The 15,377-nt window shown below is 69.7% G+C and carries 12 protein-coding genes; 7 read left to right on the forward strand and 5 right to left on the reverse strand.

The features are described 5' to 3' along the window. Window positions 1-59: 59 nt before the first annotated feature. Genes CIK81_RS08155 through CIK81_RS08165 form a run of 3 tightly spaced genes read right to left on the reverse strand, consistent with a single transcriptional unit; the run spans window position 60 to window position 1,889 of the window. Window positions 60-821, reverse strand: a complete 762-nt coding sequence (locus CIK81_RS08155; protein WP_241964077.1) for a helix-turn-helix transcriptional regulator — start codon at window positions 819-821, stop codon at window positions 60-62. Between the two features lie 21 nt (window positions 822-842). After that, a complete protein-coding gene (gene arfB / locus CIK81_RS08160) occupies window positions 843-1,283 on the reverse strand; it encodes an alternative ribosome rescue aminoacyl-tRNA hydrolase ArfB (protein WP_096197995.1) in 441 nt (146 codons plus the stop codon). A 30-nt stretch (window positions 1,284-1,313) separates the two neighbouring features. Next, a complete protein-coding gene (locus CIK81_RS08165) occupies window positions 1,314-1,889 on the reverse strand; it encodes a 1-acyl-sn-glycerol-3-phosphate acyltransferase (RefSeq protein WP_114307185.1) in 576 nt (191 codons plus the stop codon). 414 nt (window positions 1,890-2,303) lie between these two features. Here CIK81_RS08165 and CIK81_RS08170 point away from each other — a divergent pair, with 414 nt between their 5' ends. The 6 genes from CIK81_RS08170 to betC all read left to right on the forward strand — a co-directional run bounded on the left by CIK81_RS08170 (window position 2,304) and on the right by betC (window position 11,484). After that, the gene (locus CIK81_RS08170) at window positions 2,304-2,618 is read left to right on the forward strand and encodes a 4a-hydroxytetrahydrobiopterin dehydratase (RefSeq protein WP_096197993.1); all 315 of its coding nucleotides are present in this window, start codon (window positions 2,304-2,306) and stop codon (window positions 2,616-2,618) included. A 62-nt stretch (window positions 2,619-2,680) separates the two neighbouring features. Further along, window positions 2,681-4,348 carry an ABC-F family ATP-binding cassette domain-containing protein gene (locus CIK81_RS08175; protein WP_096197992.1) on the forward strand — a complete coding sequence of 556 codons (1,668 nt, stop codon included), beginning with the start codon at window positions 2,681-2,683 and terminating at the stop codon, window positions 4,346-4,348. 224 nt (window positions 4,349-4,572) lie between these two features. Then, the gene (locus CIK81_RS08180; RefSeq protein WP_096164450.1) at window positions 4,573-5,565 is read left to right on the forward strand and encodes a TAXI family TRAP transporter solute-binding subunit; all 993 of its coding nucleotides are present in this window, start codon (window positions 4,573-4,575) and stop codon (window positions 5,563-5,565) included. Between the two features lies 1 nt (window position 5,566). Next, the gene (locus tag CIK81_RS08185; RefSeq protein WP_096164451.1) at window positions 5,567-7,567 is read left to right on the forward strand and encodes a TRAP transporter permease; all 2,001 of its coding nucleotides are present in this window, start codon (window positions 5,567-5,569) and stop codon (window positions 7,565-7,567) included. Window positions 7,568-7,817: 250 nt separating this feature from the next. Beyond that, a complete protein-coding gene (locus tag CIK81_RS08190; RefSeq protein ID WP_114355609.1) occupies window positions 7,818-9,839 on the forward strand; it encodes a BCCT family transporter in 2,022 nt (673 codons plus the stop codon). Window positions 9,840-9,921: 82 nt separating this feature from the next. Then, window positions 9,922-11,484, forward strand: coding sequence for a choline-sulfatase (betC, locus tag CIK81_RS08195; RefSeq protein WP_114329433.1), 1,563 nt, complete (start codon window positions 9,922-9,924; stop codon window positions 11,482-11,484). Between the two features lie 208 nt (window positions 11,485-11,692). On the opposite strand, the gene CIK81_RS08200 is transcribed toward betC, so the two are convergent. Continuing rightward, a complete protein-coding gene (locus CIK81_RS08200) occupies window positions 11,693-12,574 on the reverse strand; it encodes an SDR family oxidoreductase (RefSeq protein ID WP_096164454.1) in 882 nt (293 codons plus the stop codon). Between the two features lie 122 nt (window positions 12,575-12,696). Here CIK81_RS08200 and CIK81_RS08205 point away from each other — a divergent pair, with 122 nt between their 5' ends. Then, window positions 12,697-13,611: an NADP-dependent oxidoreductase gene (locus CIK81_RS08205; protein ID WP_096164455.1), complete on the forward strand. Its 915-nt coding sequence runs from the start codon at window positions 12,697-12,699 to the stop codon at window positions 13,609-13,611. Between the two features lie 137 nt (window positions 13,612-13,748). On the opposite strand, the gene CIK81_RS08210 is transcribed toward CIK81_RS08205, so the two are convergent. After that, window positions 13,749-15,341 (reverse strand): GMC family oxidoreductase, encoded by a 1,593-nt coding sequence (locus tag CIK81_RS08210; protein ID WP_096164456.1) that lies wholly within the window; start codon window positions 15,339-15,341, stop codon window positions 13,749-13,751. Window positions 15,342-15,377: the final 36 nt, after the last annotated feature.

Here is a 15,377-nt window from a genome sequence, read left to right on the forward strand (position 1 = left end):
GCTCTATGCATCGCGGACGGCTCTCTGCATCGTTGACGCCTGCGTGCATCGCTGACGGCTCAGCGCCTGCAGAGGCTCGGCAGCGCGGTCAGCAGCGGCGGCCGGGTCATCTCCGGGAGTGTGAAGCGCAGCGTGACCTGCTCGGGCTGCGTGAGCGGCAGGGGGTGGACGGCGACCATCGGGGCCGAGGGAGCCAGCTGGTCCCACGCATCGGCGTGCATCGGCACGGCGAAGCCCAGCAGGAAGGGCGCTCCCGGGCGTAGCGGCAGCTGCACCGTGGAGGAGCCGGAGATCAGCGTGCCCGAGTGCGGCAGCCCGATCGGCGCCGGATGCGGATACCAGCCCACCCAGATCGAGGCATCGCCGCGCGGGCTGAAGGCGGGCGGGAGCTCGATCTCCGCATGCACTGTCCCGGTCCCCGGCCGGAGCAGCGAGAAGGGCCGGGGAGGTGTGTCGCTGATGCGCTCAGCGAGGCGGCGCAGCTGGGCCGGAGGCACTCCGACGGTCTCCCGGAAGCGGCGGGTGAAGCTGGAGAGCGAGGTGAACCCGACGGCGGTCGCCACCTCGATCACCGCCTCGTCGTCGGTCAGCAGAAGGCGCTTCGCGGTATCGATCCGGAGGGCGGTGAGGTACTGGCCGGGCCCGATCCCGGCGTGCCGTGTGAACAGGCGCGAGAAGTGGAAGGGGCTGTATCCGGCGTGGTCGGCGAGATCGCTGACGCTGAGCTCCGCGGGCCGCTCCCGGGCGAGCGCGAGTGCGGAGGCCAGTGCAGGCTCCGTCGGGGGCGGCACGGGCATCGTCGGTGCAGTGAGCGGGGTCACACTCTGAGTGTACCGAGAGGGTCAGTCGATCCCGGGGCGCCGACGGTTCTGCTTGGTCTCGGAGCGACGCTTCTTCGAGGCCAGGCGCCGACGCTGGGAACCCCGGGTCGGCTTGGTGGGCCTGCGCACCACGGGAGGGGCGACCGCCTCGCGCAGGAGCGCGGCGAGCCGCTCGCGGGCGGCCACCCGGTTGCGTCGCTGGGAGCGGTGCTCCTCGGCGCTGATGATCAGCATCGTGCCTGCCAGGCGCGGGGCCAGGGCGGCCAGCACCCGGTTGCGCTGGGTGTCGTCCAGGGCCGTGGTGGTCGCCAGATCGAGGCTCAGCTGCACTTTGGAGTCGGTCGTGTTCACGCCCTGCCCGCCGGGCCCAGAGGAATGCGAGAACTGCTCGAGCAGCTCGGCGGTGGGCACGATCAGGCCTCCCGGTGCGCCGGGGCCAGGGCCCACCTGCAGATCCTCCATAGGACGAGTCTGCCGTACGGCATGAGGACCTCAGTCCTCCTCGCACTCCTCGCGCAGCCGGGGCTCGACCCGGCGCTCGGGGTGATGGCCGCTCTTGTCGGAGTAGAAGGCGCGGATGCGGTCCATGTCAGCGCTGATGTCCCCGGTGAGGGCGAACGTGGGGCCGAGGCCCGTGGTCATCGACGTGCGATCCACGAAGCCGAGGGTCACGGGCATCCCCGTCGCCCGGGCGATGCGGTAGAAGCCCGACTTCCAGCTCGTGTTGCCTTGGCGGGTGCCGTCCGGCGTGACGACGAGGCAGAAGGACTCCCCGGAGCGGATCCGGTCCACCACCTCGGTGACGACGCGGCTGGGATCGGCGCGGTCCACGGGGATGCCGCCCAGCGCGCGCATGAGCGGATTCCGCCATCCCGTGAACAGGGTGTGCTTCCCGAGCCATCGGAAGGTGATGCCCAGGCGCCAGGCGATGGCGAGCATGAACACGAAGTCCCAGTTCGAGGTGTGCGGGGCGCCGACCAGCACCGAGGGACGGGACGGCGCCGGCTCGGACGCCAGCCGCCATCGGCTGACCGTCCAGAACGCGCGAGCGAGGAGGCGGCGACACATGAGTGCAATGTAAGCCACAGCGGCCGCTCGAGCGTCATCGTCGGTGCGCTCGCCGTGACGCCAGGAACCGGCCGAGCGGTCAGGCCGGGTGCTCGGTGCCGTCGTCGGGCGTCTCGTCGCCGGTCTTCGTCGCGGTGCCGTCGTCCGTGGGCCGGGCATTGGGCAGGCAGCCCCCGAGATCGATGCTCTGCTGCAGCATCACGGGGGCGGCGAGGCCTTCGCCGCCGCAGGAATCGACGCGGTGCGCACCAAACAGCTCGTCATGGAAGCCGCGAAAGGGGCCGACGGGCCGGCGGGGAGTACGCAGCGCTGGGGCTGACGTGGGTCGGGGCCGAGGTGATGGATGCACCGCCCGGTCCGACGCGAACCGGGGCAAGGGTGGACCCACCACGGTTCCGGGAGCACGATGGGGTCATGACGGATCCGAAGCAGCCCCTCACCTCGTCCGAGATCTCCGACGCCGGGCTCACCGGCTGGAAGCAGGTCGAGGACACGATCACCGCGCAGTTCTCCACCGGGGACTTCGCGACCGGCCTGACGTTCGTGAACCGGATCGGCGACTCCGCGGAGGCCGCCGATCACCATCCGGACATCACCCTCACCTACCCCTCCGTCGCGATCACGCTGACCAGCCACGACGTCGGCGGCATCACCAGCCGGGACGTGAACCTCGCGCGCACCATCACCGAGCACGCCGCAGCGCTCGGGATCTCCACCGACGAGTCCTGACCATGCCGATCATGCCCTGACAGCGGTCGGGGCGAGCACCCCGGTGGTGGGAGAATCGCTGTATGACCGCAACCCTCGTGGCCCATGGCCTGGCCGGCGGGTACGGCCACCGCACCCTCTTCGACCACCTCGACCTGACCGTCGCTCCCGCCGACGTCGTCGGAGTGGTCGGTGCGAACGGCGCCGGGAAGTCGACGCTGCTGCGGCTGCTCGCGGGGGTCGACGCACCGCAGGAGGGGACCGTCTCCCTGTCTCCGGCGGATGCCTTCGTGGGCTGGCTCCCCCAGGAGCATGAGCGGGTCCCCGGGGAGAGCGTCGCCCAGTACATCGCCCGGCGCACCGGATGCGCCGAGGCCACGCGCGACATGGACGCCGCGGCCGCAGCGCTCGCAGAGACGGAAGCCACGGGTCCGGGAGGCGCTGATCCTGCCGACGTCTACGCGACCGCGCTGGACCGCTGGCTGGCCAGCGGCGCCGCGGACCTCGAGGATCCGGCCCCGGCGGTCCTCGCCGACCTCGGGCTCGAGGTGGGCCGCGAGGACGTCCAGCAGACCCTGATGACCACGCTCTCGGGAGGGCAGGCCGCCCGCGTGGGCCTGGCCGCCCTGCTGCTGTCCCGCTTCGACGTCGTGCTGCTGGACGAACCCACCAACGACCTCGATCTCGACGGCCTCGAACGGCTCGAGGCGTTCGTGCGCGGGCTGCGCGGCGGAGCGGTCCTGGTCAGCCATGACCGCGAGTTCCTCGCCCGCTGCGTCACCCGGGTGCTCGAGCTCGACCTCGCCCAGAGCAGCAACCAGGTCTACGGCGGCGGCTATGAGTCCTATCTCGAGGAACGGGCGACGCTGCGCCGCCATGCGCGAGAGCAGTACGAGGAGTTCGCCGACAAGAAGGCAGGGCTCGTCGCCCGCGCCCGCACCCAGCGAGAATGCTCCAGCCAGGGCGTGCGCAACGCGATGAAGAAGGCTCCGGACAATGACAAGATCCGCCGCCGGGCGCAGTCCGAATCCAGCGAGAAGCAGGCGCAGAAGGTGCGGCAGATGGAGAGCCGGATCGCGCGGCTCGAGGAGGTCGAGGAGCCGCGCAAGGAGTGGCAGCTCGAGTTCTCGATCGGGGCGGCACCCCGCTCGGGATCGGTCGTCTCCACGCTCTCCGGTGCCGTGATCCGTCAGGGAGATTTCACCCTCGGCCCGGTCTCCCTGCAGGTCGACGCGGGGGACAGGATCGGGATCACGGGCCCGAACGGGGCCGGGAAGTCCACGCTGCTGCGCGCCCTGCTGGGCCACCGTGCGCCGGACGACGGCTCAGCGCGCCTCGGAGCCGGGGTGCAGATCGGTGAGATCGATCAGGCGCGCTCGCTGCTCGCCGGGTCCCGTCCGTTGACCGCGGCCTTCGAGGCGCAGGTCCCGGAGATGTCGCCCTCGGAGGTGCGCACCCTGCTGGCGAAGTTCGGACTGCGCGCGGATCACGTCGGGCGCCCGGTCGACGAGCTCAGCCCGGGGGAGCAGACCCGCGCGGCCCTCGCGCTGCTGCAGGGCCGGGGCGTGAACCTGCTGGTGCTCGACGAGCCGACCAACCACCTGGACCTCCCCGCCATCGAGCAGCTTGAGCAGGCACTTCAGGCGTACAGCGGCACACTGCTGCTGGTGACCCATGACCGGCGCATGCTCGCCACGGTCCGGACGGATCGACGGTGGCGGGTGGAGGACGGTCAGGTGCGCGAGGTCTGAGGCGCCGGTGGGATCTCTCGGCCGTCGTCGTCCGCCGAACCCATCGTGCCCTGGGGAAAGAGTCCGAAACGTTATGACGTGACCGTGTGGAAACCGGAGCGCTCGGTGCGTGATCTGTGATGTGATCGAACATCCCTGACGAGGCGGTCGGGACCCGTCGACGACGTCGCCGATAGGTCCGGTCACATCCTCGTCGCTGCGCGTACTCACTGAGGAGAAGACCCATGAGGATCGGACGACGGACATTCGCCACGCTGGGCCCGGTCGCGGCGCTCGGACTGCTCGCCGCCTGCGGGAGCGAGGACTCGGGAGGTTCCGCAGGAGGGGACGAGGAAGACTTCGTCACCGACCTGACCTTCGGCACCGGTGGCACTGGGGGCGTGTACTACCCGCTGGGCGGCGAGTACGCCACTATCTACGAGGACAGCATCGATGGCGTGACGGTGAATTACACCGACAGCGGGGCCTCGGTGGAGAACATCGGCAAGATCTTCCAGGGCGAGTGGCAGCTCGGGATCGTCCAGAGCGACACCGCCCAGACCGCGGTCACCGGGACCGGCGAGTTCGAGGGCGCGAAGGTGGACAACGTCGGCTGGATCGCTGCCCTCTACCCCGAGGCCGCGCACATCGTCGCGCTGGCGAGCAGCGGATTCGAGAGCCCGGAGGATCTCAAGGGCAAGCGGATCGCCGTCGGCGACGTCGGTTCCGGCACCCGCGCCGCCTCTGACGCCATCCTCGCCGCCTACGGCATCGAGGAAGGCGACTACGAGCCCTTCGAGCAGGACTTCGCCAGCTCGCTGGACCTTCTGCGCGACAACAACATCGACGCCTCGATCTTCGTGGTCGGGACCCCGACCGGCTCGCTCGGCGACCTCGCCGCGACCAACGAGGTCACTCTGATCTCCATGGACCAGGAGAAGGCGGATGAGGTGGCCGGCGAGACCTCGTTCGACGCCTACACGATCGAGCCCGATTCCTACGACTTCCTCGAGGAGCCGGTCATCACTCTGTCCGTGGCGGCGACCCTGGTCGCCTCCACCTCGCAGGTCAGCCCCGAGCTGGGCTATGACCTCACGGCGGCCACCTTCGAGCACGCCGATCAGATCACCCTGCCGCAGGGAGACCTGATCACCCACGACTTCGCCCTCTCGGGTCAGGGCGATGTCCCGCTGCACCCGGGCGCCGAGAAGTACTACAAGGAACAGGGGCTCATCTGACATGACCTCCGCAGACCACGAGCACGCACCGGGGTCCTCGGAGCTGGAGGTCGACGAGGTCGCCACGGCCGAGGCGGAGGAGCGTGCGCAGGAGGTGCTGCGCGAGCACGACTCCTCCAGCCGGTTCCGCACCCACCTCGGGGTCTGGGCCTGGATCGTCGGCGGTCTGTCCGTCGCGCTGACGCTCTTCCATCTCTACACCGGGATCTTCGGATCGCGCCCCTCGCTGATCCAGGGCGCGGTCCACCTGGCCGGGGCCACTTCGATCATCTTCCTGCTGTACCCGGCCAGCAAGCGTCTCTCCCTCGAACGGCGAGGAGTGCCCTGGTACGACGCGATCCTGGCGGTCGCCGCCCTCGCGGTGAACCTGTACATCGTCGTCCAGTACACGCACCTGACGAGCAACATGGTGCAGATCCTGGGCTTCAGCCAGCTCGACTACATCGTCGCGACCCTCGGGATCGTGCTGGTGCTGGAGGCGACGAGGCGCTGCGTCGGGGTGCCGATCGTGCTCATCGCGCTGGCGGCGATAGGCTATTCGACCCTGATCGTCGGGCAGTCGTGGGAGAACTTCGCCGTCGGCACGTTCTTCACCGCCCGCTCCGGCATCTTCGGCACGCCGATCCAGGTCTCCTCGACCTTCATCTTCCTGTTCCTGCTGTTCGCCGTGGTGCTGATCCACACGAACATCGGGGTGTTCTTCAACGATCTGGCGTTCCGCGCCACCGGCCGCTTCACCGGTGGACCGGCGAAGGCGGCCGTCGCGGCCAGCGGGCTGCAGGGCATGATCTCGGGCTCCTCGGTGGCCAACACCGTGGCCTCGGGCTCGTTCACTATCCCGATCATGAAGAAGGCCGGGTTCCGCCCGCACTTCGCCGCGGCGACGGAGGCGACCGCGTCCACCGGCGGCCAGATCATGCCGCCGATCATGGGCGCCGCCGCGTTCATCATGGCCGAGTACACCGGGATCCCGTACAGCGAGATCATCATCATCGCGATCATCCCGGCCCTGCTGTACTTCCTCGGCGTCTTCCTGTCGGTGCACTTCGAGGCCAAGCGGTCAGGCATCAAAGGGCTCCCGCTCGCGCAGCTGCCGACGTGGAAGTCCCTGCTCAAGAGGATCGACCTGATCCTCCCGTTGATCGTCATCGTCTACATGATGCTGTCCGGCTTCTCGCCGGCGCGTGCTGCGCTCTGGGGCGTGGGCGTCGCCTTCGTGCTGAGCTTCGCGCGGAAGTCGACCCGGATGTCCTTCGCGGGGATCGTGAAGACCCTGGAGGCGGCCGCCCGCACCGCGCTGCCGGTGATCGCGGCCTGCGCCACGGCGGGCATCGTCGCCGGCACGGTCACCGGAACCGGCCTGGGCGGTCGCCTCGGCAACAGCGTCATCGACCTCGCCCAGGGCAACTTCCTGCTGGTGCTGTTCTTCACCATGCTGGCCAGCCTGGTGCTGGGAATGGGACTGCCGACGACGGCCAACTACGTGGTCACGGCCACCGTCGCCGCACCGATCCTCTACAACAACTTCGACGTCCCGCTGATCTCCGCGCACATGTTCGTCTTCTTCTTCGGCATCCTCGCGGACATCACCCCGCCGGTGTGCCTGGCGGCGTACGCGGGCTCCGGGATCGCGAAGTCGAATCCGCTGCGCACGGGCGTCACGGCCCTCAGGTTAGCCATCGCCGGCTTCCTGATCCCGTTCGTGTTCGTCCTGGAACCGTCCCTCCTGCTCGAAGGAACGGTCGCGGAGCTGATCCCGGCACTGGTGACGGTGATCCTCGGAATGGCGGCGATCGCCGGCGGTCTCGCCGGGTTCCTGGTCACGAGAGCCGGAACCGTGGAACGGGTGCTGCTGATCGCCGGCGGCGTGCTGATGGTGTACCCCTCGATACCGGTCTCCGCTGTCGGCCTGGTCCTCGCGGTGGTCGTGGTGGTGCTGCAGGTGATCAGGCGCCGCCGCGGCGCAGACGGCCCCGGGACGGCGGAGACAGCCATCGCCTGAGCGTCCGGAGCCCTCGCCGTATGCGGCATCGGGGGAGCGAGTGAGGCACCGGGAGAGGCACCAAGAGAGGCATTGAGCACCCTCCGACGCCCCGGGCGTCGGGCCGTCTGGACGAAAATCCCACGCTGTATACAGTGAGAACACAGGTTGTACCTGGCAGACGTCTTCACGGCCGTGCCCTTCGTCGTAGGGGCGGCGCGGGCCGCTGCCTCAGCCTGCCCAGTCCCCGAGCGAACGGAGTTGCGTCGCGATGAGCGATGACGAGCAGGATGTCGGCCGACGGAGCACGGTGCGGAAGGAGCGGGCCGAACGGCCTGCAGGCCATCCGCTGGCGAGCATCGACTACTCGCGGCCCCAGTACCCCCATGACATCCACCCGGCCCTGGTGCCGGGTATCGCCATCGATGAGCAGCGTCGCCGCTACAGCGTGGACAAGGTCGTGTTCGGCGTGGCCGGCGTGCTCACGGTCGCGTTCGTGATCTGGGGCATCGTCGATCCGGCGGGGGTCGGCGAGGTCGCCGACATCGCCTATGCCTGGACGATGACGCACCTGGGCTGGCTGTTCAACGCCGTCGCGACGGTGGTGCTGGTCGCCCTGCTGATCCTGGCCTTCTCCCGCTACGGGAAGATCCCGCTGGGCAAGGACGGCGAGAAGCCCGAGTTCTCCACCTTCTCGTGGGTGGCGATGCTGTTCGCCGCCGGCCTCGGCATCGGCGTGATGTTCTGGGGGCCCTCGGAGCCGCTGACCTACTTCCTGACCCCGCCGCCGCTGACGAACGACCCCGAGACGGTCGAGGCGATGCACATGGCGCTCGCCCAGACCTATTACCACTGGGGTTTCCACGCCTGGGCGATGTATGCCCTGGTGGGAGGCGCTGTCGCCTACGCCGCCTACCGGCGTGGCCGTACCCTGCTGATGTCCTCGATCTTCGAGCGGCTGTTCGGCAAGAAGCTCACCGAGGGCTGGGCGGGTCAGCTGGTGGACATCTTCGCGATCATCGCGACCCTCTTCGGCACCGCCGCGGCCCTCGGGATCGCAGTGCTGCAGATCGGCGAGGGCGTGGTGATCGTCTCCGGCGCCTCGGAGCTGACCAACACCGTGATGATCTTGATCATCGGCGTGCTCTCGGCCGGCTTCGTGATCTCTGCCGTCTCCGGCGTCTCGCGCGGGATCCGCTACCTGTCGAATATCAACATCGTGCTCACGATCGGCTTCGCCGGGATGCTGTTCATCCTGGGGCCGACCCTGTTCCTGCTGAACCTGCTGCCGTCGGCCGTCATGGAGTACGCCGGATCGCTGTTCGCGATGATGGCGCGCTCGGCCTCCTGGGGCTCGGACACGCTGGACTTCCAGTCCACCTGGACCGTCTACTACTGGGCCTGGTGGATCTCCTGGTCGCCCTTCGTGGGCATCTTCATCGCCCGCATCTCCCGAGGCAGGACAATCCGCCAGTTCCTGCTCGGCGTCATCGGCATCCCGTCCTCCCTGCTGTTCGTGGCCTACGGGATCATGGGCGGCACTGCGATCTCGATGTACCGCGAGGGCAAGCTCGGGGAGCTGGACTCGGTGAATCCGGCACAGGTGCTGTTCTCGATGGTGGAGAACCTGCCGCTGTCCGGCGCGCTCCCGGTGCTGATCATGATCATCCTCGCGATCTTCTTCATCACCGCCGCGGACTCCGCCTCCGTGGTGATGGGCATCCTCACCACGCGCGGCAGCCAGAACCCGCCCAAGCTGATCGTCGTCTTCTGGGGCCTGGTCATGGGCGGGATCGCCGTGGTCATGCTGCTGCTGGGCGACGAGAGCGCCCTGGAGGGGCTGCAGTCGCTGGTGATCATCACCGCCGTGCCCTTCGCCCTGGTGATGCTGCTGATCATCATCGCCTGGGTCCGCGAGCTGCGCACCGATCCGCTGACCCTGCGCCAGCAGTACGCGGAAGTGGTGGTGAGCAACGCCGTCGTCGACGGGGTGGATCGCTTCGACGACGACTTCAGCCTGCAGGTGATCCGTGCCAAGCCCGGTGAGGGCGCAGGCGCGGATGTCGACTCCACCCATGAGGACTACACCGACTGGTACCAGCGCACCGATGAGGAGGGCGATCCGGTCGGCTTCGACTTCGCGACCGGGGAATGGGCCGACGGGTGGAGGCCCGAGACCGGGGAGATCGAGACAGTCGCCTCGGACGAGCACGACGAGCACGACGAGCACGACGAGCACGACGAGCCGTCGTCCGACGGCGGCGCATCGCCGGCGTCCCCGCTGAAGGAATGAACCGGTCCCCGCAGCAGGATGGAGACGGGCGCCGCCGCGCCGCACCGACTGCGTCGACCGCATCGACCATGAAGGAGGAACCGTGACCACGAGACCGAATATCGTCGTCATCCAGGCTGATCAGATGGCCGCCCAGGCGCTGGGCGCGTACGGCGACACCGCCGCTCGCACCCCGCACATCGACGAACTGGCGGCCGACGCCGCCGTCTTCGATCGCGCCTACTGCAACACTCCGCTGTGCGCGCCCTCGCGCGCCTCGATGATGACGGGGCGCATGCCCTCGGACATCGACTGCTACGACAACGGTTCCGACTTCGCCGCGTCGATCCCCACGTTCGCCCATCATCTGCGCGCCGTCGGCTATCACACGGCGCTGGTGGGGCGGATGCACTTCATCGGCCCGGACCAGCACCACGGATTCGAGCAGCGCCTGACCACCGACGTCTACCCGGCGGACATGGACATGGTCCCTGACTGGCAGCGGGACCTCGGCGACCGGCTGCAGTGGTACCACGACGCCGATGCGGTCCACACCGCCGGCGTCTCCCAGGCCACGGTCCAGCTCGATTTCGACGACGAGGTGGGCTTCCGCGCGCTGCGTCATCTGAACGACCGGGTGCGCGCCGACCAGGCGGCGGGGGAGCGGGTGCCGTTCCTGATGGTCACCAGCTTCATCCACCCGCACGACCCCTACGAGCCGCCGCAGGAGCACTGGGACCGCTTCGCGGACGTGGACATCCCCGCCCCGCGGCACCCGGAGGTCCCCGATCCCGCGCAGGACCCGCACAGCCACCGGCTGCGCGCGATGAGCGGCTTCGACCAGCGCGAGACCAGCGACGAGGAGGTGCGCCGGGCCCGGCGCTCCTATTACGCCGCGGTCAGCTACATCGACGACCACATCGGTCGGATCCGGGAGCGTCTGGAGAGCCTGGGCCTCTGGGAGGACACGGTCGTCGTGGTCACCAGCGACCACGGCGACATGCTCGGCGAGAAGGGGCTGTGGTTCAAGATGTCGCCCTACGAGGAATCCTCGCGGGTGCCCCTGATCATCCACGGACCCGAGGACCTCGTGCCGGCCGGCCGCTACGCGAACCCGGTCTCGCTGCTGGACCTCATGCCCACGCTGCTCGAGCTCGGCGGGGCCGACGGCGCCGCCTCCGCGGCGGCCGAGGCGACCGCCCCCGCACGGCAGGGACTCTCCCTGCTCGAGTCGGCCCGCCGTGAGCGCAGCGGCACCACCGGTCCGGCGGACCGCGACGTGATCATCGAATACCTCGCCGAGGGCACGCTGCGTCCGCAGCTGACGCTGGTGCGCGGCCGACACAAGTTCGTGGTCTGCCCCGGGGACCCTGATCAGCTGTTCGACCTGGACACCGATCCTCACGAGCTCCGCAGCATCGCGGCCGATCCCGACCAGGTCGAGCTCGTGGCGGACCTGCGCGCAGCGGTCGGGGCGCAGTACGACCTCGACGCCCTCGAGGAGAAGGTCCTGGCGAGCCAGGCGCGACGCCGTCTGGTCGCACAAGCCCTCCAGAACGGCCGCTCGCGTCCCTGGGACTACGAGCCGGACCCCGAGCAGCGGTACGTCCGCGGCGACTTCTGGGGAGCTCTCGGCTACGGGCAGATCCGCACCGCCGGGCGCTGACCAGGAACGAGTGGACGGCAGCGGGGCCGAGGTGACCGTCCGGGACCGGATGGCCGCCCCGGCCCCGCTGTCGTCCCACCGAGGTCCGGAGACCGGCCGCCGTCTGCGTCGGGCCGGGAGACCGGTCCACGTCGGATCACCGCTCCGCGTCGGCGCCGCGGGACGGGTCGATGTCGGATCAGCGCTCCGTGCCGGCGCCGGGGACAGCTCAGTCGCGGCGCCAGGAGGCCACGCGTGCCCTGAGCGCCCAGAAGAGCATCCTCGACATCGCGGCCGGTCCGTAGCGGACCCCGTCGGAGTAGGGCTTGTCCGAGCGCAGCGCGGCATCGGCCCCGCCGTCGATGAAGACGATCTGTCCGGCCATGAACGAGTTCTCGGCGCTGATCATCCAGCTGATCGCGTCGGCGACGGCCTGCACGGGGCCGGGGAACCCGAGGGGCTGGGGGAGCGCGGCGCTGAGCATCCGCACCTCGTCCGGCGCGGCGAGCAGCTCGTCCCGTGCGGTGTCGGTCTCGACCACTCCGGGCGCGACGACGTTCAGGACCACGCCGGTCCCGGCCCACTCCTCGGCGGTCGCGGACTGCCGCACCCACCGGTTCAGCGCGATCTTCGAGGACCGGTACAGCATCCCGCCGCGCCCGGCGGCCACAGCGCGCTCGGCGGCGGCGCCCGCAGCTTCCTCGTCGCCGCGCAGGCACGCGGTGATGACGTCGTCGTCCCCGGCGGAGAGCGAGGCCGCGGAGGAGACGATCACGACCCGGGGCTGCTCCTTCAACCGCAGCAGGGGCCGCAGCCCGGCGAGCACGGAGAGGGTGCCGAAGTAGTTCACGTGCACGGCGTCGGCCGAGGCCTCGGTCAGTCCGGCCACCAGGGCCAGACCGTCCAGACCGCCCGGCGCGCGAGCGGCGATCTCCTTCATGAGCAGATCGCGGCCGCTCTCGGTGCCGAGGTTCGCCCGCACGTCCATCTCGGCGCCGAGGCCGCAGCGGAGCACGCGGCCGCCCTGCTCCTCGAGCGTTCGCGCCGTGTGCTCGCCGATGCCGGAATCGGCTCCGGTGACGACGTAGGTCCGTCCCTCATGGCCGGGCATGATGCTCCCCCTCGTGCTCCCGAACGGCGTCACGATGGTGGGACGCCTCACCCTCGAGGCTACTCGGCTTCCGGTCCCAGGAATGTGAGTGCTCCCCGCGGAGTTCTCCTCGTATGCGTGCAATGACCTATACCGAATACGGCGACCCTTCGACCCTCGAGCTCACCGATCTCCCGCAGCCGAAGGTCGGCCCCGGGAACGTGCTGATCCGCGTGGAGCGCGCGGCCGTGAACCCGGTGGACTGGAAGGTGATGGCGGGCGGCCTGGACCAGATGCTCGACGCCGTCTTCCCCGTGATCCCCGGTTGGGACGTGTCCGGGGTGGTCGAGCAGGTCGGCCCCGACTCCCCCGAGTTCGCCCCCGGTGACCGCGTCGCCTCCTACGGGCGCACCGACGTGGTCCACGGCGGCACCTTCGCCGAGTTCGTGGCGCTGCCCGCCACCTCGGTCGCGAAGATCCCGGACGGCGTGGAATTCGAGATCGCCGCCGGCCTTCCGCTGACGGGGCTGACCGCTCTGCGCTCCGTCGAGACGCTCGAGCTGAGCAGCGATGACACGGTGCTGATCCATGCCGCGTCCGGCGGGGTCGGATTCCTCGCCGCGCAGCTCGCGGTGGAGGCCGGTGCCCGCGTGATCGGCACCGCTTCCTCGCACAACCACGAGAAGCTGCAGGCCATCGGGGTCACCCCGGTGAACTATGGAGAGGGCCTGGTCGAGCGGGTGCGCGAGATCGCCCCCGAGGGCGTGAGCGCCGTGGCCGACTTCGTGGGCGGTGTGCGCGAGGAGACGCTCGCACTGCTCACCGAGGGCGGGCGGCACATCTCGATCGCCGATCCGTCGGTCGAGGAGCACGGCGGGCGCTGGCTGTGGGTGCGGCCCGACGGCGCACGCCTCGCCGCCCTGCTGGAGAAGGTCGCCGACGGCGCCCTCGAGGTGACGATCGACCGCACCGTCCCGCTGGTCGAGGTCGCGGAGGCCTTCGAGGCCAGCATGTCCGGCACCGCGAACGGCAAGATCCTCATCGACGCGACCCGCTGAGCCGCATGGTCCGCTCGACAGCGTGACGCGCGGAGCAGGACGGCACGGGACGACGACGGGCGGCCCCCTCGCTGGAGGGGGCCGCCCGTCGTCGTCTCAGCGCGCCCGCCGCAGCGGCCCCGGCGGAATCAGCAGGATCAGGCGCCGTGCTCGCCGCGGATCAGATCCGCCGCCCGCTCGCCGATCAGCATGGTGGTGATGTTGGGGTTCACCGCGACCAGCTGCGGCATGACCGAGCCGTCGACCACGCGCAGGCCCTTCACGCCCTTGACCCGCAGCTGCGGATCAAGGGGCGACATGTCGTCGTCCACCGCGCCCATCCGGCACGAGCCGGCGGGGTGGTAGACCGTGTTGTGGGTCTTGGAGACGTAGTCCGCGATCTCCTCGTCGGTCTGCACGTCCTCGCCGGGGAACAGCTCACGGCCGCGGTAGGCGTCCATGCCGGGCTGCGAGATGATCTCGCGAGCCTTGCGGATACCGGCGACGGCGACGGCCATGTCGTGGCCCTCCTCGTCGGTGAAGTAGCGCGGATCGACCTTCGGCTTGTCGCGGTAGTCGATGGTGCGCAGACGCACCGTGCCGCGCGAGCGGGCGTGGGTGACGTTCGGCGTGAGCGCGAAGGACTCCGGCGAGGTGGGGTAACCCTGACGGCGGGTGTGCATGTCGAAGGGCACCGAGCCGTAGTGCATCATCAGGTCCGGCAGGTCCAGGCCCTCCTGGGTGGGGCTGAAGATGCCGATCTCCCACCACTGGGTGGACTCGCGGGTCATCTTCTGGCTGGACTCCCAGGAGATCACGGCCTCCGGGTGGTCCTGCAGGTTCGAGCCGACGCCGGGGGAGTCGACGCGCACGTCGATGCCCACCTCGCGCAGATGGTCGGCCGGGCCGATGCCCGAGAGCATCAGCAGCTTCGGGGAGTCGATCGCCCCCGCGGAGAGGATGACCTCGCGCCGCGCGTGCATGATCGAGGAGCGGTCGAAGGCGTTGTCGATGTACTCCACGCCCGTGGCCCGCTGGTCCTCGTCGAACAGCACCCGCATCACCTGCAGGCCGGTGAGGACGTGCAGGTTCTCGCGCTCGAGGTTCGGGTGCAGGTAGGAGACCGAGGACGAGGCGCGGGTGCCGTCGGCCTGGCGGTTGACCTGGAACCAGTTGGCGCCGTTGACGACGGTCTCGAAGTCGTTGAACGTGGCCTTGGGGATCCCGGCCTGCTCACAGGCCTCCAGCAGCGCGACGCCGACGGGATCCTCGGGCGGGACGTCCATCAGGTGCACGGGACCGTCGGTGCCGTGGCCCTCGCCGGTGCGGGACATGTTCGTCTCCAGGCGTGCGATCAGCGGCATGATCGTCTCGGCGTTCCAGCCCTCGGCGCCCAGCTCCTCCCACAGGTCCATGTCCTCCGCCGGCGGGTGGAAGGCGATGCACGAGTTGTGCGAGGAGCAGCCGCCCAGCACCTTCGCGCGCGCATGGCGCATGAAGGAGTTGCCGTTCTCCTGCGGCTCGATCGGGTAGTCCCAGTCCAGCCCGGACTCGAGCAGCTCGGGCCAGCGCTTGAGCTGCAGCACCTCCTGGTGCTCGAGATCGGAGGGGCCGGCCTCGAGCAGGGCGACGTCGACGCTCGGATCCTCGCTGAGGCGCGAGGCCAGCGCCGCGCCGGCGGAGCCGCCGCCGACGATGACGTAATCGAACTCGGAGACGGGGTTCTCGGACATGAGGTCCTGGGTGGACATGGCTTCTGCTTCCTGTCGACGGATGAGGGGATGGGC

The organism is Brachybacterium sp. JB7 (genome assembly GCF_003335205.1).
GTDB classification, from domain to species: domain Bacteria; phylum Actinomycetota; class Actinomycetes; order Actinomycetales; family Dermabacteraceae; genus Brachybacterium; species Brachybacterium alimentarium.

What these genes read in the sequence shown, in the direction of transcription:
- CIK81_RS08185 (WP_096164451.1), top strand. Translation starts at nt 5,567, where the DNA reads ATGACCTCCGCAGACCACGAGCACGCACCGGGGTCCTCGGAGCTGGAG.
- CIK81_RS08205 (WP_096164455.1), top strand. Translation starts at nt 12,697, where the DNA reads ATGACCTATACCGAATACGGCGACCCTTCGACCCTCGAGCTCACCGAT.
- CIK81_RS08180 (WP_096164450.1), top strand. Translation starts at nt 4,573, where the DNA reads ATGAGGATCGGACGACGGACATTCGCCACGCTGGGCCCGGTCGCGGCG.
- CIK81_RS08200 (WP_096164454.1), bottom strand. Translation starts at nt 12,574, where the DNA reads ATGCCCGGCCATGAGGGACGGACCTACGTCGTCACCGGAGCCGATTCC.
- arfB (WP_096197995.1), bottom strand. Translation starts at nt 1,283, where the DNA reads ATGGAGGATCTGCAGGTGGGCCCTGGCCCCGGCGCACCGGGAGGCCTG.
- CIK81_RS08210 (WP_096164456.1), bottom strand. Translation starts at nt 15,341, where the DNA reads ATGTCCACCCAGGACCTCATGTCCGAGAACCCCGTCTCCGAGTTCGAT.
- CIK81_RS08165 (WP_114307185.1), bottom strand. Translation starts at nt 1,889, where the DNA reads ATGTGTCGCCGCCTCCTCGCTCGCGCGTTCTGGACGGTCAGCCGATGG.
- CIK81_RS08190 (WP_114355609.1), top strand. Translation starts at nt 7,818, where the DNA reads ATGAGCGATGACGAGCAGGATGTCGGCCGACGGAGCACGGTGCGGAAG.
- CIK81_RS08175 (WP_096197992.1), top strand. Translation starts at nt 2,681, where the DNA reads ATGACCGCAACCCTCGTGGCCCATGGCCTGGCCGGCGGGTACGGCCAC.
- CIK81_RS08170 (WP_096197993.1), top strand. Translation starts at nt 2,304, where the DNA reads ATGACGGATCCGAAGCAGCCCCTCACCTCGTCCGAGATCTCCGACGCC.